This window comes from Shimia ponticola, assembly GCF_007995215.1.
Lineage (GTDB): Bacteria > Pseudomonadota > Alphaproteobacteria > Rhodobacterales > Rhodobacteraceae > Shimia_B > Shimia_B ponticola.
In genome coordinates this window covers 693141-718198 of record NZ_VCDK01000003.1, presented here as the reverse complement: position 1 = coordinate 718198, position 25058 = coordinate 693141, and the positions used below count along the sequence as shown (strand labels likewise).

22 protein-coding genes are annotated in these 25058 nt (G+C 59.0%); 15 read left to right on the top strand and 7 right to left on the bottom strand.

Annotation, left to right across the window (positions count from 1 at the left end; translation table 11 throughout):
* Nucleotides 1-32 precede the first annotated feature (32 nt).
* The 3 genes from FE702_RS06795 to FE702_RS06785 are packed head-to-tail and all read left to right on the top strand — an operon-like array spanning nt 33 to nt 3599.
* On the top strand, nt 33-533 hold the full coding sequence (locus FE702_RS06795) for a YdeI/OmpD-associated family protein (protein WP_147125497.1): 501 nt from the start codon (nt 33-35) through the stop codon (nt 531-533).
* A 42-nt stretch (nt 534-575) separates the two neighbouring features.
* Entirely contained in the window at nt 576-2024 is a 1449-nt protein-coding gene (locus FE702_RS06790) for a TrkH family potassium uptake protein (protein ID WP_147125496.1), read from the top strand.
* A 3-nt stretch (nt 2025-2027) separates the two neighbouring features.
* Nucleotides 2028-3599, top strand: a complete 1572-nt coding sequence (locus tag FE702_RS06785; protein WP_147125495.1) for a thiamine pyrophosphate-binding protein — start codon at nt 2028-2030, stop codon at nt 3597-3599.
* Nucleotides 3600-3606: 7 nt separating this feature from the next.
* On the opposite strand, the gene FE702_RS06780 is transcribed toward FE702_RS06785, so the two are convergent.
* Complete coding sequence (locus FE702_RS06780; RefSeq protein ID WP_147125494.1) at nt 3607-5367, bottom strand: serine protease; 1761 nt, start codon at nt 5365-5367, stop codon at nt 3607-3609.
* A 215-nt stretch (nt 5368-5582) separates the two neighbouring features.
* Here FE702_RS06780 and FE702_RS06775 point away from each other — a divergent pair, with 215 nt between their 5' ends.
* From FE702_RS06775 to folP, 7 genes are all read left to right on the top strand, one after another.
* A complete protein-coding gene (locus FE702_RS06775; protein ID WP_147125493.1) occupies nt 5583-6518 on the top strand; it encodes a glycine--tRNA ligase subunit alpha in 936 nt (311 codons plus the stop codon).
* Nucleotides 6515-7030, top strand: coding sequence for a DUF6446 family protein (locus FE702_RS06770; RefSeq protein WP_186827010.1), 516 nt, complete (start codon nt 6515-6517; stop codon nt 7028-7030). The genes FE702_RS06775 and FE702_RS06770 overlap by 4 nt, the downstream gene beginning before the upstream one ends.
* Before the next feature lie 4 nt (nt 7031-7034).
* Complete coding sequence (glyS, locus tag FE702_RS06765; RefSeq protein ID WP_147125491.1) at nt 7035-9299, top strand: glycine--tRNA ligase subunit beta; 2265 nt, start codon at nt 7035-7037, stop codon at nt 9297-9299.
* A gap of 111 nt (nt 9300-9410) precedes the next feature.
* Nucleotides 9411-11948: a putative PEP-binding protein gene (locus FE702_RS06760; RefSeq protein ID WP_147125490.1), complete on the top strand. Its 2538-nt coding sequence runs from the start codon at nt 9411-9413 to the stop codon at nt 11946-11948.
* A gap of 120 nt (nt 11949-12068) precedes the next feature.
* Nucleotides 12069-12704: a cell wall hydrolase gene (locus FE702_RS06755; RefSeq protein WP_147125489.1), complete on the top strand. Its 636-nt coding sequence runs from the start codon at nt 12069-12071 to the stop codon at nt 12702-12704.
* A gap of 128 nt (nt 12705-12832) precedes the next feature.
* The gene (locus tag FE702_RS06750; RefSeq protein WP_147126150.1) at nt 12833-13750 is read left to right on the top strand and encodes a dihydroneopterin aldolase; all 918 of its coding nucleotides are present in this window, start codon (nt 12833-12835) and stop codon (nt 13748-13750) included.
* Nucleotides 13747-14730 carry a dihydropteroate synthase gene (gene folP / locus FE702_RS06745; protein WP_147125488.1) on the top strand — a complete coding sequence of 328 codons (984 nt, stop codon included), beginning with the start codon at nt 13747-13749 and terminating at the stop codon, nt 14728-14730. Before FE702_RS06750 ends, folP begins: the two co-directional genes overlap by 4 nt.
* On the opposite strand, the gene FE702_RS06740 is transcribed toward folP, so the two are convergent.
* Nucleotides 14727-15668, bottom strand: coding sequence for a DMT family transporter (locus FE702_RS06740; protein WP_346722152.1), 942 nt, complete (start codon nt 15666-15668; stop codon nt 14727-14729). The genes folP and FE702_RS06740 overlap by 4 nt on opposite strands.
* Nucleotides 15669-15716: 48 nt before the next feature.
* Here FE702_RS06740 and FE702_RS18580 point away from each other — a divergent pair, with 48 nt between their 5' ends.
* Entirely contained in the window at nt 15717-15881 is a 165-nt protein-coding gene (locus FE702_RS18580) for a hypothetical protein (protein WP_186827009.1), read from the top strand.
* A gap of 71 nt (nt 15882-15952) precedes the next feature.
* Here the strand turns inward: FE702_RS18580 and ilvC are convergent, their stop codons facing one another.
* Nucleotides 15953-16975, bottom strand: coding sequence for a ketol-acid reductoisomerase (gene ilvC / locus FE702_RS06735; RefSeq protein ID WP_147125487.1), 1023 nt, complete (start codon nt 16973-16975; stop codon nt 15953-15955).
* 130 nt (nt 16976-17105) lie between these two features.
* Between ilvC and FE702_RS06730 the strand changes: the two genes are divergently transcribed.
* From FE702_RS06730 to FE702_RS06720, 3 genes are all read left to right on the top strand, one after another.
* Entirely contained in the window at nt 17106-17561 is a 456-nt protein-coding gene (locus tag FE702_RS06730) for an Lrp/AsnC family transcriptional regulator (RefSeq protein WP_147125486.1), read from the top strand.
* On the top strand, nt 17558-18019 hold the full coding sequence (locus FE702_RS06725; protein ID WP_255449606.1) for an Lrp/AsnC family transcriptional regulator: 462 nt from the start codon (nt 17558-17560) through the stop codon (nt 18017-18019). Before FE702_RS06730 ends, FE702_RS06725 begins: the two co-directional genes overlap by 4 nt.
* A gap of 121 nt (nt 18020-18140) precedes the next feature.
* A complete protein-coding gene (locus tag FE702_RS06720; protein WP_186827008.1) occupies nt 18141-19268 on the top strand; it encodes an aminotransferase class V-fold PLP-dependent enzyme in 1128 nt (375 codons plus the stop codon).
* A 40-nt stretch (nt 19269-19308) separates the two neighbouring features.
* Here the strand turns inward: FE702_RS06720 and FE702_RS06715 are convergent, their stop codons facing one another.
* On the bottom strand, nt 19309-20493 hold the full coding sequence (locus FE702_RS06715; RefSeq protein ID WP_147125484.1) for a UbiH/UbiF family hydroxylase: 1185 nt from the start codon (nt 20491-20493) through the stop codon (nt 19309-19311).
* Between the two features lie 40 nt (nt 20494-20533).
* The gene (locus FE702_RS06710) at nt 20534-21184 is read right to left on the bottom strand and encodes a pyrimidine 5'-nucleotidase (RefSeq protein ID WP_147125483.1); all 651 of its coding nucleotides are present in this window, start codon (nt 21182-21184) and stop codon (nt 20534-20536) included.
* A gap of 103 nt (nt 21185-21287) precedes the next feature.
* Here FE702_RS06710 and FE702_RS06705 point away from each other — a divergent pair, with 103 nt between their 5' ends.
* Nucleotides 21288-21926, top strand: coding sequence for a GntR family transcriptional regulator (locus tag FE702_RS06705; RefSeq protein WP_147125482.1), 639 nt, complete (start codon nt 21288-21290; stop codon nt 21924-21926).
* Here FE702_RS06705 and FE702_RS06700 read toward each other — a convergent pair.
* Together FE702_RS06700 and carA are read right to left on the bottom strand one after the other, a co-directional pair.
* Nucleotides 21889-23820 carry a glycosyltransferase gene (locus tag FE702_RS06700; RefSeq protein ID WP_147125481.1) on the bottom strand — a complete coding sequence of 644 codons (1932 nt, stop codon included), beginning with the start codon at nt 23818-23820 and terminating at the stop codon, nt 21889-21891. The two genes, FE702_RS06705 and FE702_RS06700, sit on opposite strands and share 38 nt — an antisense overlap.
* A 73-nt stretch (nt 23821-23893) precedes the next feature.
* Complete coding sequence (gene carA, locus FE702_RS06695; protein WP_186827007.1) at nt 23894-25042, bottom strand: glutamine-hydrolyzing carbamoyl-phosphate synthase small subunit; 1149 nt, start codon at nt 25040-25042, stop codon at nt 23894-23896.
* Nucleotides 25043-25058: the final 16 nt, after the last annotated feature.

The window sequence follows — 25058 nt, the reverse complement described above, 5'->3', positions numbered from 1 at the left end:
TGGCCCGGATTTTTCCGGGCCATCCCTCTCCGATGGAGTTCTTCTTCCCCTTCGAATTTGTGGGCGTTTTGGATCGCTACGCGCCGATGGGCTATACCGTCGTGTTCCTTCCACCCGATGTGATATCCGCCTTGCCCGTCGCCCCATCCAAGCGTCCGCGTGTGATCGGCGAGCTTTGCGGTCGCCCGTTCAAAGGCGGTCTGCACCCAACCTCGGACGGTCGGGCCTATTTCATCGTGAACAAGACACGCCAAAAAACGGCAGATATCAGTCTAGGCGATCCGGTGACTGTTGCCTTCAGGTTGGATGACCCGGATTCCGTGGACGTTCCACCCGCGCTGCAAAATGCATTGATGGATGACGAAAATGCACGCGAGGTCTGGGAGGGGTTGACGCCCGGCACGCGGCGCGGATTTGCGCACCGCGTCGCAAGCGCCAAGACCGCGCCCACAATCAAGAAACGTGTGACCGAGGTGCTGACCGCGCTCGAAGATCCGAAACCGAGCCCATATCCCAAGCGCGGCTCACGCTAAGGCGCGCTTGACAGCGCGCAACCTGACCGCCAAGCCTGCCGCATGATTGACCTGCGCCCTGTGATCTATGTCATTGGCCTGCTCGTGGCGGCGCTGGGCGTTGCGATGCTTGTGCCGTTTGGCTTGGACCTTTGGTACGGCACAGGCCATGCCTTTGTGTTCTTTCAGTCTGCGGCTATCACGATCCTTGCAGGCGGATTTTTGGCATTGGCGACGCAGAACGGCATCGGGCAGGGGATGTCGCTGCAACAGACCTTTTTGCTGACGACAAGCGTTTGGGTCGCTCTTCCGCTCTTTGGGGCACTTCCCTTCATGCTCGGCGCAACAGAAGCCAACTTTACCGATGCTTTCTTTGAGGCCATGTCGGGCATCACGACGACCGGGTCGACTGTGTTCACAGGACTGGATCGGCTTCCCGAAGGACTGCTGGCATGGCGGGCCATTCTGCAGTGGTTAGGTGGTGTCGGTATCATCGTCGTTGCAATGGTGTTCCTGCCGGAACTGCGCGTGGGCGGGATGCAGATCTTCCGCTCCGAGGGCTTTGATACGCTGGGCAAAATCCTGCCGCGCGCAACAGAAATCGCGCAACGCATTTCGGTGATCTATGTTGTTCTGACCGGGATGTGTGCGTTGGGCTTTGTGGCTGTCGGTATGCCCACATTTGATGCCGTCATGCATGCGCTGACGACCGTTGCGACGGGTGGGTTCTCGACGCATGATGCGTCCTTCGGCGCATTTAACGCCGGTGCCGAATATGTGGCCGTGGTTTTCATGATCCTCGCCGCATTGCCATTTGTCCGTTACGTGCAACTTCTCAATGGTTCGGCGCGCCCGATTTTGGTCGATAGTCAGATCAGAGGGATGCTCACCGCCCTGGCCGCGATCGCTGTGCTTCTGACACTTTGGCTGTGGCTCCGGTCAGAGGCGATGACCGAACAGGCGTTTCGCAAAGCGCTGTTCAACGTAACGTCCATTTTGACCGGCACAGGTTTTGCCAGCGCAAATTACATGGAATGGGGGTCTTTTGCGGTTGTTTTGATGTTCTTTGTCGGACTGATCGGCGGCTGCGCGGGATCGACATCCTGTTCGATCAAGGTCTTCCGCTACCAATTGCTCTTTGCTTCTATCGCCGCCCAACTGCGCCAAATCTATTCTCCGTCGGGTCTATTCACGCCGCGCTACGAAGGTCGCCCTGTCAGCGAAGACGTCATCAACTCGGTCATGTCCTTTTTCGTGATCTTCATGGTGTCGCTTGGCCTTTTCTCGGTCCTGCTGGCGATGACCGGGCTTGATGTCATCACCTCGGTCAGCGGCGCCGCGGCTGCGTTGGCCAATATCGGTCCCGGCCTTGGCGATCAGATCGGACCTGCTGGGAATTTTGGCGGCTTGAACGACACGGCCAAGTGGCTTCTCGCCGGGGCGATGGTCTTGGGGCGTCTCGAATTGATGGCAGTTTTTGTCATCTTCAGCCGCACGTTCTGGAGGGGGTAAGTCATGCAACGGCCACTGGGTGCCCAAATTTCGCATATGCTCAAGGATCGCGGGGTCGAGGTGATCTTTGGTATCCCCGGCGTCCATAACCAAGAACTGTATCGCGGGATCGAAGAGGCCGGGATCAAACATGTTCTGGCGCGCCACGAACAGGGGGCGGGTTTTATGGCGGATGGCTATGCCCGTGCAACGGATCAGCCGGGCATCTGCTATCTGATCAGCGGACCGGGTTTGACCAATGCCATGACTGCGTTGGGACAGGCCTATTCCGACAGTGTGCCTGTGCTTGCGATTGCGTCCTGCCTTGATGAAGTCGCCGCAACCAAAGGCCAGTTGCATCAAATGCTGGATCAGGCAGGCGCGGCGCGTACAGTGTGCGATTGGTCCGAGACGGCAATGGATGCTGCCTCGGCCTATGGCTTGATCGACCGCGCCTTGTCAGAGTTCCAGACCTCGCGGCCTCGGGCCAAGGCGGTTCATGTGCCGATTGCGAAATTGGAAGGGCGTTCAGACCCCGCACCTGCCGGCGCCACACCCATGACCTCAGATGCAGCGCGCATTGATCCGACCGTGCTGGAGCTAAGCCAAACCGCAGCGAGACCGCTGATCATTGCCGGAGGCGGTGCGCGTCACGCGGATGTGTTGATGTTGGCCAAACGCCTCGGCGGAGCAGCCTTTTCCAGTTACGCAGGTCGCGGTCTGTTTGCCGACTACGATCTGGATTTTGGCGGCTATCTTGGGCGACCGAGTTCAGCGGATGTCATTGCCTCTGCTGACTTGCTCTTGGTTCTGGGCTCCGAATTGGCCGAGGTCGATCTATGGCGGCGTGATCTGGGCCATGATGCGCCAATGATCAGGGTGGATTGTGATCCCGTTGTTCTGAACGACCACCATCGTGCAAGCCACCCGGTGCGCGCCGATGCTTCGGCCTTTGTGAAGGCGTTGCTGGCCAAGCTGCCGGATGCCGATGCCGAAGCGGGCTGGACCCCGAAAGAGGTGCAAGAGGCACGCGCCAAATGGCGTGCCGAGGTCGAGGCCGAGCGTCCAGGCATTGTCGCGATCTGCGACGCATTGCGCGCAGCCTTGCCCGAGGATGCGATGATCTATTCGGACATGACCCAATTCGCCTATGTCGCGAAAGAGGTCTGGGACATGCCGCGACCCGGCCATTGGCATCATCCCACGGGCTTTGGAACTCTGGGCTATGCGCTACCTGCTGCCATCGGAGGTGCCGTGGCCCGCAAAGGCCTGCCGACACTGGCCATCGCAGGCGACTACGGTTTTCAATACACGGGCCAGGAATTGGGCGCAGCTGTCGAACTTTGCTTGCCGCTTCCCATCATTGTTTGGGACAATGGAAAGCTGAAAGAGATCGAAGAAAGCATGCAGGGCGCGCAAATCCCGCCCAATGCCGTTATCGCGCGCAACCCCGACTTTTGCGCGCTGGCGCGGGCATACGGCGCGGATGCTTGTGCGCCGCAGTCCCTGTCGGACATGCAAGCGGCTGTTAAGAGCGCGCTTTCGGCTGACGGCCCAACGGTGATCCATCTCACACCGGAAATACTGGCAGGCTAAGGCCTGCCTATTGCCAACATTCGACCAAAACGGTCATGTCTGCGGCCATTGTCTCAAGCTCGATCGGGCTGATCGCGGCTGTGCCCGTGCCTTCTGTCAGGACAATTCCAGCATCTTGCAGGCGGGCGCGGATGGTGTCTGTATCAACCGCAAACCCCACGCCGTTCGGCAATTTGCGCGCTCCGTCTTGCATGGGTTGGAGAAGGCCCAAAACTTTGCCGCCTCCGTCAAAAACGGGACCGCCCGCATCACCGGGCTGCGTCTCAATCGCAAGCCGTTTTACGGTGTCCTCTCCGCCCAGACCGCGCAAATCCTCAAGGCTGCCGGTTGTCAGCGTCGGCGCGCCAAGAAGCCCACCAAAGGAATAGCCGGCCACAAGCACTTCGGACTTCAACCGTGGAACGCTGCCTTGGAATGTCGCGTAGGAGATAGGGGCTGTGGGCGATTGCGGGCGCAGGGCCGCAAGGCCAAGCGCGCTGTCGGCAAACACGACATCCATATCGGTTTCCCCAAAGATCGACACGCGACCGCAGTTGTCGATCGCGGCTGCATGGGTCAGGACCGTTCCGGCGCCATCCACAAAGAACCCGGTTGCCGTTTGGGCGGGTTGGCGCACCTCAAGACCAGCCAAAAGATCAACGGATTGATCCTCGGTCGGTTCAACAAGGTCTGGGTTCAACACACCTGGGATGGGTGTGAAGCTGGCGCGCACAGCGTCCAACACACGGGTGCGGCGCTGATCGTCGCCTGCGGGCCAGACGAACATGAAGCCCTTCATTTCTCCGCGCTCGAACCGGACCTCAACGGTCGTGTGGTAACGATCATCCTGACCCTCGATTTGGAATGAGGAACGGTTCAGTTTGCGTGGGCCGTCCGTTGGCACCATGTCGAGCGTTTGCAGCACGTTGTACAAACCTCTGAAGCGCGCATCGCTGCCCGGTTGAGAAATCAGCGAAACATGCGCCGTGACGTCGCCTGTCGGGCGATAATGCGCAAACGGTGGCTCGTACTGTTCAAAGGCCATGACGCCCAAGGGCAGGTCGATCTGGATCCCGGCCTGGGCATCGGTCACGGTTGCGATGTCCATGCCTTCGAGCACAGCGTTGTAATCCCGCAAAAGGGTCGCGCGCTGGCGTGTCGTCAGAACACCTGTGGGTTCCAGCCCTTTGAATTCCTGCCACTCACGCATAGCGGCGCGAGTGCCGCGCCCGTATGATCCATCAATCGCAGCGCGGTAAAACCCGGCCCATTGGAGCGCGACCTGCAGCTCTTTTTTCTCGTCGCGGGTCAAGCGGGACTCCGACGCCCGCGCCTCGCGCAGGGTTTCGTCGGGCACCGCGACGGGCGCGTCCGGCTCCGGAGCGGCTGCGGTGGTCTCGTTTGATTCCACCTGAGGCGTAGGCGCAGGAGCCGCTGGTGTGACAGGGGCGGTTGCGGCGAGTGCATTTTGCCCGATGGGCCAAAACTGGCTCCGATATGCAGAGGATCGGGCGATAAAGCTGTCGCGCGGGATTTCGCCAAGTACGCGCAGGGTGCGAAGTTGTCCCTCTGCCGTATCCCGATCATAGGGACCCAGAGCGATCACATACCAATTCGAGGATTGCTGAAATCCGGCCACATCCGGAAGGCGCGTTGCATAGCTACGCACGCGATCTTCGGCTGCACGCAAATTTGGCTGCGCTTCGACCTGAATCCACACAAGTTCCTGTGCAAACACACAAATTGCGGTCCCCAGCCAAATCAATGCAGCTGCAATCACCTGTTTCATAATACCCTCTGGTTTATTCTTGCCGTCCCCGCGCATTTGATAGCGGGAAATCGGGGCGATGCACACGCAAAATCTATGTGATCAGGCCGGGAATGACCCCATAGGCGGTGTTTTGTGCGGCTGCGCAGCATGGTGGCCAATCAGGCTGTCCGCGTCGCATTGACCGGACCGGGGCAGGGCGGTAGGCAGGCCGCCAAATCGCGGAGCTTCAGCCCATGTCGACAGATACACCTCGGTCCTTCCAAGAGATCATTTTACGCCTGCAAACCTATTGGGCGTCCAAGGGCTGTGCCGTGCTGCAACCTTACGACATGGAGGTCGGTGCAGGCACCTTTCACCCGGCCACGACATTGCGCGCATTGGGTTCAAAACCATGGGCTGCGGCCTATGTGCAGCCGTCGCGCCGCCCGACCGACGGGCGCTATGGTGAAAACCCGAACCGGTTGCAGCACTACTACCAGTATCAGGTGCTGATCAAACCGTCGCCGCCCGACCTGCAAGAGCTTTATCTTGGGTCGTTGCAAGCCATCGGCATTGACATGGACCTGCACGATATCCGGTTTGTCGAAGATGATTGGGAAAGCCCGACACTGGGCGCATGGGGCCTTGGCTGGGAAGTCTGGTGTGACGGTATGGAAGTGTCGCAGTTCACCTATTTCCAGCAAGTCGGCGGGCATGATTGTCACCCCGTGTCCGGCGAGCTGACCTACGGGCTGGAGCGTCTTGCGATGTATATCCTGGGCGTCGATCACGTCATGGACATGCCGTTCAACGATCCCGATGCGCCGATTGCTTTGTCTTATGGCGATGTGTTCAAGCAGACCGAAGAGGAATACGCGCGTTGGAACTTTGACGTCGCAGACACCGACACGCTGCTGCAGCACTTCAAGGATGCCGAGGCTGAATGCGCGCGCATTCTTGACACGGACTACGACGACCCCAAGACCGGAAAACGCATCGTGATGGCACACCCGGCCTATGACCAATGCATCAAGGCAAGCCATATCTTTAACCTGCTGGACGCGCGCGGCGTGATTTCTGTCACCGAACGCCAGGCCTATATCGGCCGTGTCCGGGCATTGGCCAAACGCTGCGCGGATGCCTTCGTGCAGACCAAGGCCGCCGGATGGGTGCCGGAGGCAGCAGAGTGAGCGGTAAGATCGTGGGCATCCTCATCCTCATTGCGGCGATCGCCATGGGCGGCGGCGCGTATTACGCGACGGTTTATGGATACTATGACGATGTCGAGGCGGGCAGCGTCGAACTGACATCGCTTGTCTCGGGTGAGCCTGAAGAGATCATCTTTGAGGGGTTCGAAGGCATCGATGCCAATTCGTCGCCCATCCGCTATCGCGCGTGTTTCACGACACCGATGAGCACGGCGATGCTGACGGAAACCTACGAGACGTTTGAAGAAGCCGAACCTTTGAACGCGCCGGGATGGTTCGACTGTTTCGACGCCCCTGCGATTGCCGAGGCCCTTGCCGATGGCAGCGCCACGGCCTTTACCGGTCAGCGCAACATTCAATACGGCATCGACCGCGTCGTCGCCATCTTTGACGATGGGCGCGGCTATGCGTGGCAGCAGATCAACGACTGCGGCGACAAACTCTATGACGGATCGCCTAAAGGCGACGAATGCCCCGAACGGGAATTGGACTGAACTCATGCCTGATCTCTTGATCGAACTCTTTTCCGAGGAAATCCCGGCGGGCATGCAAAAGCGTGCGTCCGAAGACCTGCAAAAGCTGGTGACGAATGGTCTGGTCGAGGCGGGCCTGACCTATGCCGGTGCGATGGCGTTTGCGACGCCGCGCCGTCTTACCCTGACGGTGAATGGCCTCTTGGCCGAGAGCCCGACCGTGATCGAGGAACGCAAAGGTCCAAAGGTCGGTGCGCCAGAGAAAGCCATCGAAGGCTTCCTGCGTGGTGTTGGCCTGACGTTGGATGATCTTGAAATCCGCGATGACAAGAAAGGTCAGGTCTATTTTGCCAAGATGACCAAACCCGGCCGCCCGGCAGCCGAGATCATCGCAGAGGTTCTGACCGCCACCATCCGCAACTTCCCATGGCCCAAATCCATGCGCTGGGGGTCCGGCAGCCTGCGCTGGGTGCGTCCCTTGCAGTCGATCCTGTGCATCCTGGCGGATGAAGAGGGCGCGGAGGTCGTGCCGTTGGAGGTGGATGGTTTTGCATCGGGCAACACCACTGGCGGACATCGGTTCCTGTCGCCTGATCGGTTCGCTGTGTCGTCATTCGATGACTACGAAGCCAAGCTCAAACGCGCCAAGGTCGTTCTTCGCCCGGATGAACGGGCCGAGATGATCTGGCACGACGCGACCAACGCCGCCTTTGCCAATGGGCTGGAGGTTGTCGAAGATCGCGGGTTGCTGGCCGAAGTTGCCGGGCTGGTGGAATGGCCCGTTGTCCTGATGGGCAACATTGATGAAGAGTTCCTCGAATTGCCGCCAGAGGTTTTGCAGACCTCGATGAAAGAGCATCAGAAATTCTTCTCGGTGAAAAACCCAAAGACAGGCCGGATCGAAAAGTTCGTAACGGTCGCCAACCGCGAAACCGCCGACAACGGCGCGACGATCCTTGCGGGTAATCAAAAGGTTCTGGCGGCGCGTTTGGCGGATGCCAAATTTTTCTGGGAAAACGACCTGCGCGTGGCCAAGGCAGGCATGGGCGACTGGCAGGACGCGCTGAAAAACGTGACCTTCCACAACAAGCTGGGCACGCTGGCCGAACGGATCGACCGGATCGCAACTCTTGCGCGGGAACTGGCTCCAGTCGTCGGTGCGGATGCCGATCTGGCAGAGAAGGCCGCGCGGGTGGCCAAGGCCGATCTGTCGTCTGAGATGGTCTATGAGTTCCCTGAACTCCAGGGGCTGATGGGCCGTTACTACGCCGAAGCCGCAGGAATGGAACCTGAGGTGGCTGCGGCCTGCGAAGAGCATTACGCGCCGCTGGGGCCATCTGATGATGTGCCGACCGCAGCGGTGTCTGTCGCAGTTTCGCTGGCTGAAAAGCTGGACGTGCTGACCGGCTTCTGGGCGATTGATGAAAAGCCGACCGGGTCGAAGGACCCATTTGCGCTGCGCCGTGCTGCATTGGGTGTTATTCGGATCCTTCAAGAAACCGAGAGTCGGGTTTCTTTGGGCGCATTTATCGAGAGACAATTAGTTCAAGTCGCCCGGCGGATGGGTGCTTCTTGGAAGTTGTATGAATTCCAAGACGCCGGAGAAGATTCGACAAGATGGCATCCGGCTATGATCGTGTTGGCTGAAGATCAGGTCATTGAGGAAGAGCTATCCTTTGAAACAATGCGTCAGATTTTCGTCGAGGGTAACTTGTCACTGACCGAAGGCGAAGATGGGCGTTTGCCAAGTTTGGCTGACTTGGGTGCAGATCTGTTGTCGTTCTTCCACGACCGCCTGAAGGTCTACCTCCGCGACCGCGGCATTTCGCATGACGTCATCGATGCGTCTCTCGCAATGCCGGGCAACGATGACCTCGTTCTCCTCGTCAAACGCGCCGAAGCGCTGCAGGCCTTCCTGAAAACCGACGATGGCGAAAACCTCGTCCAAGGTTTCAAACGCGCGAACAACATCCTGACGCAGGCCGAGGAAAAGGACGGTGTGGAGTATTCTTACGGGGCAGACGTGAAATTCGCAGAAGCGGACGAGGAACGCGCGCTGTTTGCGGCACTAGATGCGGCGGATGCTGCAATCAAGCCAGCGATGGAAGCCGAGGATTTTGCGTCGGCCATGTCGGCCATGGCGGCACTTCGCGCGCCGATTGATGCGTTCTTTGAGGCCGTTCAGGTCAATGCAGATAGCGCGATCATCCGTCGAAACCGCCTGAATCTGCTCAGCCGCATCCGCCAGACGGTTGGTCAGGTCGCCGATCTCAGCAAGATCGAAGGATAGTCAGCCGCAGGCGCGTCAACTGTCGTGCCTGCGTTACAAAGACCCCTACGCACCGTCGCACTTGCGCCGAATCGTTAAATGCCTAGCCTTGCGCGCAGAAGGAATGCCGCAATGCAGCAACACCATGAGATCAAGGACATAGTCCCCATCACACCGACCGCCGCGATGAAAGCAGCGTGGCACGGTGGGCGTGCGAAATGCCTGCAGCGGTTGATCCGGCTGGACATGCCGGTCCCCACAACGGTGGCACTGTGCTTTGAGACTGTGCGCGCCATCGCGGACGGGCAGCATCGCGACGTGACCGCATTTCTTGAGCCTTTTGACAAGGATGCCCTTTTGTCTGTGCGTCCGTCGTCGGAGCACGCGGATTGGGGTGGGCCGGGTGCCATTTTGAACATCGGCATGAACAATGCTCGTCACGCCGAATTGTCACGCACCGTTGGAGAAACGGCAGCGACCACGCTCTATCTGCGTTTTATTCAGGCCTACGCCGTACATGTCGCGCGTTTGGACCCTGACGCGTTTTATCTACCGGATGAGCCTGACGCCGTCGCCTTGGCAGGGGCGCTGGCGGCCTATGAGGACGAGGCCGAAGAGCCTTTTCCTCAAGACATTGCAGAACAATTAAGCGGTGTTCTGCGCTCGATGGCGCGCGCTTGGAACGGCACGTCGGCGCGGCTATTGCGTCAGGCCAAAGGAGCACCTGCGGACGCAGGTCTGGGCTTGGTGATTCAAGCGATGGCTTTGGGTGTTGGCCCCGGAGAAAGTGGCGCTGGCGTGATCCAGTTTGTCGATGATCAAACCGGTGCGCCGCAGGTCACCGGACGCTACCTGTCGCAATCCCAAGGGCGGGACGCGTTGAACGCCGATAGTGCTGCAATATATCTCGCGCGGGACAGTCGGGGCCAGTCGCTGCAAGAGCGCGCGCCAGAGGCCTTTGACGATTTGGTGCGGATGGGTGATCTGTCGCGACAACGTCTGCGCGAAGAAATGCAGATCGAGTTCGTGCTCGAAGACGGAAGAATTGCGATTCTGGATGCAATCCGTCTTCCGAGGGCATCGCGTGCGACGGTGACCGTCGCCGTTGCCTTGGCTCAGGATGGCATCATCTCAAAGGCCGAGGCGCTGATGCGCATCGAACCAGCCACGCTCTCGGAACTCTTGCACCGCCAAATCGCGCCAAATGCGCCGCGGAATGTTGTGGCACGCGGGATCGGAGCCAGCCCCGGTGCCGCATCTGGCAAGGTGGTCTTTAGCGCCGCTGCCGCGCAAGCCGCTCAGGCGCGTGGGGAAAAGTGTGTGCTCGTGCGCCGCGAAACGGGGCCAGAGGACATTCGAGGCATGCATGCAGCCGATGCCGTCGTGACCGAGCGGGGCGGTATCACCAGCCACGCGGCGGTGATCGGCCGGGGTCTTGGGCTGCCCTGTGTTGTGGGCGCGTCGGATTTGACGGTTCAGGAGGGTGAGCGTCGCATTCTGTGCGCAGGCTCGATCCTGAAAGAAGGCGACGTAATCGCAGTCGATGGCAGCACCGGCGATATCATTGTCGGCGATGTGCCCATGATAGAAGCCGGGTTGGACGATAGTGTGACGACCCTTTTGACTTGGGCCGATGAGATGCGCGACATCGACATTCGCGCCAACGCCGACACGGCAGAAGAGGCCTTGCGCTCTGCCGGGTTCTCTGCCGACGGCATTGGGCTGTGCCGGACGGAGCACATGTTCTTTGAAGCCGAGCGTCTTGTTGTCATGCGCGAGATGATCTTTGCCGACAGTGCAGAAGACCGCCGCGCGGTTTTGGACCGGCTCTTGCCGATGCAACGTGCCGATTTTGAGCAGTTGTTCACGATCATGAAGGGGCTGCCCGTTTGTGTGCGGTTGCTTGATCCGCCCTTGCACGAGTTCCTGCCACAGGACCGCCGCGGGCTTCGCGAACTGGCCAGTGCGCTCGACCTGCCGGTCAAAGAAGTCGAGAGCCGTATTGAGGCACTCAGCGAATACAACCCCATGCTAGGCATGCGCGGGGTACGTCTGGGCATCACAGTTCCCGAAATCTATGACATGCAAGCCCGCGCTATCTTGGAGGCGGCAATCGCGGTTGGAAACATCTCTCCAGAGATCATGATCCCGCTCATCTCAGCCAAGCGCGAGGTCGAGCTTGTCAAGAAACGGGTGGATGCCGTGGCGGCCGAGGTCCGGACCGAGACGGGTGTTGATGTCGACTATTCGCTGGGCGTCATGGTCGAGACGCCACGCGCAGCCCTACGCTCGGGCGAAATTGTGCAGAATGCGGAATTTCTCAGTTTTGGGACGAACGATCTAACACAAATGACCTATGGGCTGTCGCGCGACGATGCCGGACGCTTCATGTCGGCCTATGTGCAAAAGGGTGTGTACCCTGAGGACCCGTTTCACAGACTTGATAGCGACGGTGTGGGCGAGTTGTTGCAATTGGGCGCGGAGCGCGGGCGCGCCGCGCGTCCGGACGTCAAACTTTCGATTTGTGGTGAACATGGTGCCGACCCCGAGGCGATTCGCATGTGCCGTGCCGCAGGGTTCGACTATGTCTCTTGCTCGCCGTTTCGCGTGCCGGGTGCGCGCCTTGCCGCAGCGCAAATTGCCATTGAAGATCAATTGACTACCAGATGATGTTGAATCTCTGAATCACGCCCTACATGATCCGCGTCACGTGGCCGCGCAGGGGCCAAACTGGACTCTGCGCATGAATTTGCTTAATGCCACGCGATTAAGCAATCGTGGATGTCCTAGATGAAGTCTGCCGACAAAGTCATTCTAGCTGCTCTATTTCTTCTGCTATCGCCTGTTATCGGATGGGCTCAGGGCAGCAGTGCATTGGATCGTGCCATGTCTCTTGAGGTGCGCACACTTGCCACCCTGGACCCAACCAGCACTGCCAACCTGATGCGTCCGCCGGTCGAAAAACCAGCTGCTTTGGACGGTCCGGCGATCACCTTCACCAAGGCTTGGCTGCGCTCTCAGCCTGTGGCGAAGGGCGGCAAGCAGTGGGAGTGCTTGGCAGAGGCATTGTACTTTGAAGCGCGCGGTGAAACGGTGCGCGGCCAGTTTGCCGTTGCTGAGGTTATCCTAAACCGTGTCAGAAGCACCGCGTTTCCGAACTCCATCTGCAAGGTGATCAATCAAGGGACAGGCCGTAAGTTCGCCTGCCAATTCACCTACACCTGCGACGGCAAAGCCGAAACCATCCACGAACCGCGCGCCTATGAAATGGTGGGCAAAGTCGCGCGCCTCGCGATGGATGGTGGTGCAGGCGACCTGACGGACGGCGCGCTATACTATCACACGACTGCCGTGCGCCCACGCTGGAGCCGCGTGTTCGAGCACACCGCGACGATCGGTGTCCACAAGTTTTACCGTAAAGGCTAACGAGCCGTGTCTCGCATCTAAGCGGACACATCTTGTGCCGGTTCACGCGCGTCGGTGTCGGTCTCGGACTGTTCGCCGCAATGCGATTGGGTTAGGTCCGGGCAAAGAAACAAATGAAAGCGCGCGCCGTGACGGATGATGTGACTTTGGCCTTTGCCCACCCTGCGGAGCGCGCAGCCGCCACCGCCCCAGACTTGCGTGATCGGATCTCGGTCCGGGATCATGTTGTTGAGGTTGAAATCGGTGCGTTTCAAGCCGAGCGCGGGGTCACTCAGCGCATTCGTTTCAATGTTGTGGTCGAAGTTGCGCCACTTCCCGCAAATCTGGCGGATGATGTGGACCTGATCCTGTCTTATGACCGCATCACCGAGGCAATCGAAGGCGAGTTGTCGGAAGAGCGATTGAACCTTCTCGAAACCCTGGCCGAGCGTGTGGCGGACCGAATTCTATTGGAACCGCAGGCTTTGCGCGCATTCGTTCGCATTGAAAAGCTGGACCGTGGCCCCGGTACATTGGGCGTCGAAATTGCCAGAACCAAACCCGCGGATCAGGGTGTTCGCGCGCTGGCTGATACGCCTGAACCCATCATCCTTTGCCTGTCGAATGCCGCCATTGCGTCGGACCGACTGACTGACTGGATCGATGTGGCGGAACGTCATGAACGACCCGTCATCCTCTGCGTCGGGTTCAACGACGCGCCAGCGGTGCGTGTGCCGAACCATAAAATGGTGCAACGGCGCATTGATCTTCTCGCGATCGAACAAAATGCGTGGGTCCTGGCAAGCCATGATGACCGCTGCGTGGTTGTGGAAACGCGGACCGAACTCGATTGGGGTCTGCGGAATGATCAGATCAGTGTCTGGGCTCCGTCTAAGCTTGTACTCGATTCCGTGGAGGGGCCGGGAGTAAGTGTGACGGATATTCCCGCTTTGGTGGCTTGGTTCGCAGGTGAAATGAACGCAGCCGAAATCGTGTTTGTCGGCATGGAACCCCAACAAAACGCAATTGAGGCGCGTTTCGCGGCGATTTCAGAGGTCGCGCTGTGAGCCAATCGCCGATCTATCGCGCGCTTCCGACGCTTGCAGGGCAGGCGTGCCTTGCAGGGGGATGGTGCCGCTTCGACACTGTCGAGCGGTTGCCGGGCGGTGTTTGTGCGGTTGGCGATCTTGATCCAGAGGTTTTGCGCAAACTGACGTCACCGCGCGCGGCGATCTGCGGTCTGCCGATGGACCGCCCCCAGATCATGGGCATTTTGAACGTCACGCCAGATAGCTTTTCCGATGGTGGACGGCTCACCGATGTTGGCGGCGCCGTCGACGCTGCGATACAGATGGTGTCGCAAGGCGCAACGATATTGGACATTGGCGGCGAAAGCACACGCCCCGGCGCGGCATATGTCGAAGTCGGAGAAGAGATTGATCGCACGGTTCCGGTGATTGCCGAACTGAGCCGCGTGTTGTCGGTCCCAATCTCGATCGACACGCGCAAGTCCGAAGTCGCGAAAGCCGCTGTGAAAGCCGGCGCGTCTCTGATCAATGACGTCTCGGCGATGGAGTTTGATCCGGACATGGCCAGCGTGGCCGCAGAGGCAGGTGTGCCAATCTGTCTGATGCATGCGCAAGGCACCCCGGAGACGATGCAACGCAATCCCACCTACGAAGATGTCGTGGGAGAGGTTTTGACACATCTGGCGGGGCGCGTGGATGCCGCATTGGCCGCTGGCATCCCGGCAGAGCGGATCATCGTCGATCCGGGTATCGGCTTTGGCAAAACACTAGAGCACAACCTCGCGCTTCTGTCGCATCTCAGTGTTCTGCATTCGCTTGGTGTTCCGGTGCTTGTCGGGGCGTCCCGAAAGCGATTCATCGGAACCCTGACAAATGTCGAAGCAGCCGATGAGCGGGTGCATGGCTCAGTTGCCGTTGCATTGGCCGCCGTCGCTCAGGGCGCGCAAATCCTGCGGGTGCATGATGTCGAGGCCACAGCCCAAGCGCTCAAGATCTGGCAAGCGATACACGCGCCTTAGGCGTTGCGGCGGAGCAGTGCCGCAAAAGCGCGCGACTGGCTAAGGCCCACGCCAAACAGGATCAACACGGCCGATAGGCCCAACGAAGCGGGCACAGGTTCGGCCAAAATCCATGCACCGACCAGCACAGACCAGATCGGGACGATGTAGTTCGTGATGCTCATGAACACCGGACCTGCCGTCCGGATCACGAAGACCCGCAGGAAATTGGCCGCCGCTGTCGGAATTAGGCCGAGACCCACAAGGGCAATCAACGCGTCGTTTGGCGGTAGGTTGTCCTGCAAGGGCGGTGGGCCTTCGAAAGCCCAGGCAACCGGGATCGACACAGCGGCGCCGACGAAGATCAACAGCGTCGCCATGGCAATAGGATGGATGGGTGGGCATTTGCGCAGAAGGATCGATGACACCGCATAACACGTCGCCGCGCCAAAGCAGGCCAAGCGGCCATAAGGTTCCAAGGCAGCGCCAGAGCTGTCGAATGCGCGCGCGCCGATCAAGACACAAACGCCAATGAACCCGATGACAAATCCGATGATCCTGCGGGGGCCAGCCCTTTCGCCTGGAACAAAGAAATGCGCCAGCGGCAGAACAATGAGCGCGACTGCCGCCATCGAAACGCCGGCAAAGCCCGATGTCACGTATTGCTGACCCCACGCCAACAGCGCAAAAGGCAGCGCTGACGAGGTCACACCGGCAATCATTAGATACGGCCATCGCGGGCGTTGATCATTACCCAGACGCACCGGAGAGCGTAGCAGCATCCACACGACACCCATCACGCAGGCACCGATCACCTGTCGCCCAGCGGCAAGCCAAAACGGGCTGATCCCTTCCAGCGCAAGCTCCGTGACAAGGAATGTCGAGCCCCACGTCACGCCGAGAATGCAGACCATCAGCCAGCTTTGCAGAGTGGGGTTGGAACTATTTCCGGTGTTCACGGTTGTGCTTTCAATCGGTCCGCGCCAAACGAATTAAGGAGATGAAAAATGGAAAGCTTTCCACTGGTGATCATCCTTCCAATCGCCACCTTCGCACTCATCGTGCTGGGCGCAATGTGGTCGCGCCGCAAGACCAAAGAGCGTCAGTATGACGACTCGATCCCAAAATCATCGCTGGCGGTGGATGCGCCCAGCGACCGCCGCGCGCCGTAGAGCGTCACAAGATTTCGTGGAGTGACCACGGAGAGGCGGGTGCCCCAATACGGGGGCACCCGCCTTTTTCATTAGTTCTTTGTCTTGTCGACCATTTTGCCTGCCGAAATCCATGGCATCATTGCGCGCAGTTTCTCGCCGGTGGCTTCGATCATGTGCTCGTCGTTGGCGCGACGTGCCGCTTTGATCGTTGGCTGACCCACAGCGTTTTCCAGCATAAAGTCACGGACGAATTTGCCCTGCTGAATGTCGGTCAGAACGTCTTTCATCCGGGCTTTGGTTTCGTCGTAGTTCAGGATGCGTGGACCGGTCACGTATTGGCCGTATTCGGCTGTGTTCGAGATCGAGTAATCCATGTTGGCGATGCCGCCTTCGTAGATCAGGTCCACGATCAGCTTCACTTCGTGCAGACACTCGAAATAGGCCATCTCAGGCGCGTAACCTGCTTCGACCAGTGTTTCGAAACCGCAGCGGATCAGCTCAACCAGACCACCGCACAGAACGGCCTGTTCACCGAAGAGGTCGGTTTCACATTCTTCGCGGAAGTTGGTTTCGATGATGCCCGAACGGCCACCGCCGATGGCGGAGCAGTAGGACAGACCGATTTCGAGCGCTTTGCCCGAGGCGTCGTTGTTGACGGCAACAAGGCAAGGCACACCGCCGCCTTTGACGTATTCGCCGCGCACCGTGTGGCCGGGGCCCTTTGGTGCCATCATGATGACGTCGACGCCTTCTTTTGGCTCGATCAGGCCAAAGTGCACGTTCAGGCCGTGGGCGAATGCGATTGCGGAACCCGGCTTGATGTTGTCGTGGACGTATTTCTTGTAGGTTTCTGCCTGAAGTTCGTCGGGCATGGTGAACATGATCACGTCGCACCAGGCAGCGGCTTCTGCGATACCCATAACTTTCAGGCCTTCGCCTTCGGCTTTTTTCGCCGATGCCGAGCCTTCGCGCAGGGCGACGACAAGGTTCTTCGCGCCGGAGTCACGCAAGTTCAGGGCGTGGGCGTGACCTTGGGAACCGTAGCCAAGGATAGCTACTTTCTTGTCCTTGATCAGATTGATGTCGCAATCGCGGTCGTAGTAAACGCGCATGGTTTGGTCTCCTGTTTGGCTATGGGGACGGTGTAGCGGGATGCCGTCAGGCGTTCACGCGCTAAATGACCCATTAATTGCCCGACACGCGTGATTTTCATTCTTCAAACTCTCATGCTATGAAGAATTCATGCTTGATGACATAGACCGTCGCATTCTTCGCCATTTGCAGGGCGATCCCAGTCAGCCCATTTCCGCGCTGGCGGATGCTGCGCGGGTACCGCAAGCCACCGTCACCAGACGCTTGGACAAGCTGCGTCAGACCGGTGTTCTGCTTGGGACAGAGGCCATCATAAATTGGAAAGCGCTGGGATATGCGGTTGAGGTCAGCCTGCGCATCACTTTGGACAAAACCCAGACCCGCGCTTTTGACGATTTCCTCGTTGCGGCCCGCAAGGTGCCGGAAGTGATCGAGATCCAGACATTTCTAGGACGTGTCGATGTTCGCCTGTCTGTGATTGCCCGCGACATGACGCATTATCAGACGCTTTATCGCGACAGCATCCTGACGCTGCCGCATATCGCCGACATTGAGGCTTTGATGCAGGTGGCTTCGGTTCTCGACCGGCGGGAGTTGCCGCTGTGACGAGCATATCACTTGATCCCGCCGACCGCGCCTTGCTGCGACTGTTGCAGCAGGACGCCACCCGAAATGCAGGCGATCTGGGGCGTGAACTTGGGATGAGCCAGCCGGCCACGTGGCGGCGGATCAAGCGATTGCAGGAGGGAGGTGTTGTCACGGGCCGGTCGCTCCGCTTTGACCTCGAAAAACTGGGCTTTGGCGTCAGCGTGTTCCTGGGTGTGAAACTGGCGACAAAGGGACGCGTCAGCCTTGAGGATTTCGAACGCGCGGTGTCTGCCATTCCAGAGGTGCAAACGGTTGAGCATGTTCTGGGTCTTTATGACTATCGTCTGCGCGTGGTTGCCCGGGACCTAAGCGATTTTGAGCGCGTCTTGCGCAGAAGGATCATGACATTGCCCGGTGTTGGAGATGTTGAGGCCAACGTACTTTTGTCAGAAGAGCGTCGTCCCGGACCGATTTAAGACCACAGATTTCCGATAAGCTTCAGGCGCGGCCCAAACCATTGGCCTGTATACATAAGTAGACTTTGCATTTCGAAACGCGCGCCTCTAGCCATCGAAAGCAACAAAATGCTGGGAGGCTTTGATGGCATTGCTGGATACAATTGACCCAACAGGTCTCGATGAGTTTTCGGTCGTTTTCACAGATCGTTCCCTGAACCATATGAGCGCCGCATTCGGCGATGTGATGCGCGATCTCTCAACCAACCTGAAAGAGGTCTACAAGGCCGATGCGGTTGCATTGATCCCGGGTGGCGGAACATTTGCGATGGAGGCTGTGGCCCGACAATTTGGTCAGGACGCCCACGCCTTGGTCGTTCGCAACGGTTGGTTCTCGTATCGTTGGAGCCAGATTTTCGAAACGGGCACCTTCACATCGGAAACGACGGTGATGAAGGCGCGCCGCCAAGGCAATGCCAGCCAAACCCCATTTCAACCCGCTCCGATTGAAGAGGTGGTTGACCGCATCCGTGCGGACAAACCCGACATCGTGTTTGCGCCCCATGTCGAAACCTCTGCCGGAGTGATCCTGCCGGATGACTACATCACTGCTTTGGCTGATGCCGCCCATGAGGTGGGTGCGCTGATGGTGCTGGATTGTATCGCGTCCGGTTGTGCATGGGTCGATATGAAGGCGACCGGCGTCGACGTTTTGATCTCGGCCCCGCAAAAAGGTTGGTCATCCACCCCTTCGGCGGGGATGGTCATGCTTTCCGAGCGCGCCGTGGAGCGTGTGAAGGCAACTCAATCCAACAGCTTTGCCATCGATCTGGGTAAGTGGCTCGCGATCATGGAAACCTACGAGGCGGGGAAACATGCCTATCACGCAACCATGCCAACAGATGCGCTGCGCGCGTTCCGCGACACGGTTCTGGAAACACGCGAGTATGGCTTTGATCGCTTGAAAGAAGCGCAGTGGGAACTGGGAACCAAAGTGCGTGACATGATGGCGGCCAAAGGCATTACATCGGTCGCCGCCGACGGATACGGCGCACCCGGCGTTGTCGTCTGCTATACGTCAGACGCCGACATTCACAACGGCTCCAAATTCGCGGCCGAGGGCATGCAGATCGCCGCCGGCGTGCCGCTGCAATGTGATGAGCCAGAGGATTTCCGCACCTTCCGGATCGGGCTCTTTGGGCTGGACAAGCTCTATGATGTTGACGCCACGGTGGCGCGGCTGAAATCTGTGGCTGATAAGGTCCTTTAAGGGCGTCGCGCCCCGGACCTGATCCGGGGCCGCGATGGACCTAAACTCCCAAACCCAGCCGCATAAGGGCCGTGCGCACGGGCTTCACGTCATGGATGAGACGCAAACCTGCTGCGCGGGCGTCTCGCAGCGGTTGGGGGGCTGCGATAGAGGCCTTGTTGAGCACACTTACACCCAGCGTTCGACCGGCCACATCGGCAAAGCGGGCACGGTGATATTTGCGCAGCATGGTTTCGTCGCCGATGCTTTCCGGCGCGTCGCGGCACAGGTCAAGCAAGGCTTGCAGGTCTTTCAGGCTCGTGTTCAGGCCCTGCGCGCCAATGGGCGGCATGACATGCGCGGCCTCTGCCACAAGGGCGGTGCGCGGGCCGTAGAACTGATGCGCCACTTGGCTGATAATGGGCCAGGTGGTGCGGCGACTGATCAATGTCAGAGATCCGAGCACGCCAGCGCTGCGTTCGGTGGCCGCTGCGTTGAATGCGTCTTCGTCGAGGGCGAGCAATGCCTTGGCGTTTTCCTCGGTCTCCATCCAGACCACGGCCGATGACGGCTTGCCCTGATAATCCGGCAAAGGCACCAACGTGAAGGGACCGCCCGTGCGGTGAACCTCGGTCGATACGTTGTCATGCGGCCCTTCGTGGGCGACGGCAAAGGTCAAAGCCATTTGCCTAAAGTCATGGGTCGTCACACCAATGCCCAAAGCCTCGCGGCAGGGTGAGTTTCGACCATCAGCGGCAATCACAAGGCGCGCGGTCACGGTGTCTCCGTCACAGAGCGCGACCTTGGCTTCGGATGTGCGGGCGGTCAGTCGTGAAACGCCGACGCCGGTGCGGAAGGTGACATTTGGCAATTCTTCCAGTCGATCCAGCAACGCTTTGCGGATCAGCCAATTGGGAAGGTTGTAACCAAATGGTGCGTCGGAAATATCGGCAGCGTCAAAGTCCCGCGTGGCACGGGCTGTGGGCGCGGTGCCGCCCGCATCTACGATCCGCATGACCTGAAGCCCCGCCGAATGCGGCGCGAGGTGCGCCCAGACGCCTGCCTCCTCCAAGAAACGCTGCGCAGGTTGCAGGAATGCCGTCGTGCGCAGATCGGCGCCATCGGCATCGCGGTCTGTCACGGGCGGTGCGGGATCAACGCAGAGCACATCGAACCCGGCGGTGCCGAACGCGGCGGCTGCTGTCAGACCAGCAACGCCGCCGCCGGAAATGAGGATATCAGTCATGAGCCAAACTTAAGCACTGTTTTTGCCGCGACCAATCGGATCACACGATCTGCGACAAGAAACCCGTCAGGTCATCAGTTTCGTGATGGATATGCGGCGCATCCGATGTGCCGTGGACAAGGATTGTGCGCATTCCCAAGGCGTGTGGCACCTCGAGGTTCCTGTCCACGTCTTCGAACATGGCGGCTGAAGGACCGCTGACGCCTGCCATGGCAAAGACCTGATCAAAGGCTGGCTTTTGCGGTTTGGGCGCAAAATTCGCGTGTTCAATTCCAAAAACGGCCTCGAATTCCTGTTCTAGGGCTAGCCCGTCAAGCACCCGCCGTGCATAGGCTTCGTCGCCATTTGTGTAGATGATCTTGCGGCCCGGTAGGGACCTAATGCTCTTGGCCAGATTCGGGTTCGGCACAAGGTCGGCAAACGATATGTCATGCACGTCGTATAGAAATTCCATCGGGTCGATCTGGTGATCTGCCATCAACCCGGCAAGCGTGGTTCCATAGCGTTGCCAATAGCTTGCACGCAAATGGTCTGCTTCGGACTCGGTAACTTTCAGTCGGTTGACGATGTACTGGCGCATCCTCTCTTCGATCTGATCAAAGAGCCGGACGGAAGGATGATACAGGGTGTTGTCCAGATCAAAGACCCAAGTCCTAACGTGGGAAAACCCGTCTGAAATCGCGTGTGTCATGCCGCTCAGCTAGCCCGAGTTTGCATGTGGGTCCAGAGTCCATGCTTGCTTGACACTTTAGAGATGGGCATAAGTTGACACTAGGTCAGACGGAAGATGCAAGATGGACGTTAAAACACCAATTCGGGACGCATATGCCCTGATCCTCGAAGCAATTGATATTGGCATTTACAAGCCGGGTGATCGTCTTGTCGAAAGCGAATTGGCTGAACGCTTTGGTGTGTCGCGGACACCCATCCGCGAGGCGTTGCAACGATTGGAAACGCAGGCCCTGCTGTCACGCGATGGCCGTTCTTTGATTGTTTCGTCGCTCGATCACAACCAACTGTCCGAGCTTTATATCGTCCGAGCCGAGCTTGAAGGGCTCGCTGCGCGTCTGGCGGCCCAGCATGCCACACCAGAGGAACTGGCAGTGCTACAGCAAATGATCCATTCAGACCAGGCGTTGCTCGATGATCCGATGAAGTTGTCGCAATCCAACCGCAAGTTCCACAAACAGGTGCATCTTGCGTCCCATAACCGGTTCCTTGTGCAGCAACTGGACATGGTTCATCGCTCTATGGCGCTGCTTGCCAACACTTCGCTGGCTGTTGAAGGGCGCGGCGCCGACGCATTGCAAGAGCATCAGGACCTTGTCGATGCGATGCGTGAAGGTGATGGCGAAGCCGCCAGCGCAGCGATCAAGAACCACCTGTCTCAGGCGTTCATGACCCGGCTGCGTCTGGATGCGGCGGCGGAATAGCCTGTTTCACAGTCCTGGATTTGCCGTGGCTGGTCTTGTCCCAGTAAAACGGGCTGCCAAAGAACTCTGAAAAGCCTTTGTAGATTGCGACGGTGGCCAGTGGGAAATAGGCCATCAGGGTTGGAATCCACGGCATCATTCGCCTATGTCGGGTCCTCGCCACGCCAAGCCCGACACACGCAATGTTGATAAGCTCGCTCAGAATGAAGAGGCCGGTCAACATGATCGCACCATTTGCCGAGATCAAGTCAGCCGTCGGATGTGGGAGCCCAAAGATCAGCAGCCAATAGGTCCATAAAACGGGTGCCAAAAGGAATTGGGTGATCGTTCCGAGGAAAAGAACCTGGAACCCGAGAAAGCGCCATGCGCCTAAATCGACCCAAAGGCCCTTTGGGTTTCGCATATGGACGGCATAGGTGATCCCATACCCCTTCAGCCAGCGAGAGCGCTGTTTGATCCACGCCCAAGGTCGGTTGTTCGCCTCTTCGAAGGTCGTCGACGGCAAAAGAGCGGTTCGATAGCCCATGCGGGCAAGTCGGATGCCCAAGTCAGCATCCTCGGTGACGTTATGGGCGTCCCAGCCACGCATCCGGATCAACGCATCGCGCCGAAAGAACAGCGTCGTTCCACCTAACGGAATGGCCAGCGCCATCGTTGCAAGACCGGGCAGGATCACGCGGAACCACGCAGCATATTCCATGGCAAAGCAGCGTGAGAGCCAGTTTTCGGTCGGATTGTAGAAGTCCAACGCCCCTTGCAGGCAAACCACCTCTGGCGGCGCTTTGGCGAATTGTGCGGCCACCTTTAGAAGTTGATCATGTTCAGGTGCATCTTCGGCATCATAGACGCCGATGATCGTCCCCTGACAATGGTCGAGCGCGTAATTCATCGCGCGCGGCTTCGTCTTGACCGTACCGTCCGGCACCGTGACGACGCGCATCCAGCTGGGCAGCTGTGTGCGATTGAGTGTGTCGCGCGTTGTCTGGTCGTCGCTCTCGGTCACGAGGATAACTTCCAGGCGTTCACGGGGATAATTCAGCGACCGCAACCGCTCCACAAGATGTCCGGCGATTTCGCGTTCCTTATAAAGCGGCACCATAACCGAAATTTGGGGCAGGCGCGCCAATGGAACGTCCGTAATGGCGGGCGGACGCGCTGTCGGATGGCGCAACTCGGACAGCACCGCCGCCGCCTTGAGCAGCATGCTTGCCACGAGAGTTGTCAAAGCGATGCCGGTCAAAATCGCAAAGGCGACTCCCGGTGCAATCAGGCACAGCGACAGTGTCACAGCGGCAAAAACGATGGTGACCGCCTGCCAATTAGGGAGTGATAAGCTACGGCAGGATTGCAGTGCAGGCACGAGTGTTTCAGCCTTTCGCGTCAGGCGCATTTTTCGGACCTGTGCAATGCTTGTGACGATCTGGCTCCGTGGCGCGATCACCAACAGGACCTGACCAAATCGCCGCCGCAATTCTGGGAGGGCCCGCTGAAACGCGCGCCGTGTCGGCGCGGCCACCAAGACCGCCTTTCCTGCCCGCTGCCATGGCACGATGCCCAACTGAATGGCCCTTTGCGCTCCGAGGATGTCGATCAAACGTGGATCTGGCGGTGTCTGAACAAGATCGGCCAAAGATACATTTTCAACATCGGCCTGTGCAGCAGCGACAAGGGCTTCCGTGGCGACGTTTCGCTGGATAAGCACATGGTCCAAATCCGCACCGACGCGCCGCGCGCGCAGTCGTGCGTCCAAGGCATCGTCCGCCGTGACGCGCCCCCATGAAATCAAGACATCCAGCGCATCGCGCGACGCATGCGCCGGCTCAATTGGCGGTGTCGAAAGCGCGCCACCGATTGTCGGCTCACCCGCCACAAGTCTTAGGCCGGTTGCGCCCACGATCCTTCTCTCCGCCTAGCGTGTTGTCTGGGCGGTAGGGTGGACGAAAAGCGGTTAATGCAGAGTTAAGCGCTTAGGCTTTCTGCGCTGCCATCGCCTCGGCGAAACGCTCGAAGAGGTAATAGCTGTCCTGAGGTCCCGGGCTTGCCTCGGGGTGGTATTGCACCGAATAGACGGGGCGATCGGACATGCGGATGCCGCAGTTTGACCCGTCAAACAGGCTGACATGGGTTTCCACCACGCCTTCGGGCAGGGTTTGGCTGTCCACCGTGAACCCATGGTTCATCGAAGTGATCTCAACCTTACCGGTTTCCAGGTCCTTGACCGGGTGGTTTGCGCCGTGGTGCCCGTGGTTCATTTTGACGGTTGTCGCGCCCAGAGCCAAAGCAAGCATCTGGTGGCCCAGACAAATTCCGAAAACTGGAACATCGGTTTGGTCCAGAACACCCTTGATCATTGGGACCGCATATTCGCCTGTGGCTGCGGGATCGCCGGGGCCATTCGACAAGAACACGCCGTCGGGGTTCAAGGCCAGCACGTCTTCTGTTGTCGCTGTCGCGGGCAAAACAGTAACGTCACAGCCGACGGTCGCGAGGCACCGCAGAATGTTGCGTTTTGCGCCATAGTCGATCGCCACGACCTTGTGTGGTGGGTTTTCGACCTTGGTATAGCCCTCTGGCCAAGCCCAGCGTTTCTCATCCCAGCGATAGCTTTGGGCGCATGTGACCGTCTTGGCGAGGTCGAGCCCTTCCAGTCCGGCAAAGGCGCGGGCTTTGGTCACCAGCGCCTCAATATCAAAGTTGCCCTCTGGATCATGCGCCAATGCCACGTGCGGTGCGCCTTGCTGGCGAATGGCGCGGGTCAGCCGTCGCGTATCGACACCACCAATGCCTATCCGGCCCCGCCGTGCCAACCAAGGTCCCAGCTCGTCCTGAGCGCGCCAATTCGACGGTTCTGTTGGGTCCCATTTGACGACCATGCCATCGGCTACTGGATCGGCGGTTTCATCGTCGTCGGCGTTCACACCGACATTGCCAATATGCGGAAACGTAAAGGTCACGATCTGGCCTGCATAAGACGGGTCTGTCATGATTTCCTGATAGCCGGTCATGGCCGTGTTGAAACACAGTTCAGCCTGCGTTTCTCCGGTGGCCCCAAAGCCCTTCCCGTAAAAGACCGTCCCATCGGCCAGAACAAGGCATGCAGTGGGTGCATCAGTCATCGGTCTCTCCATGGCG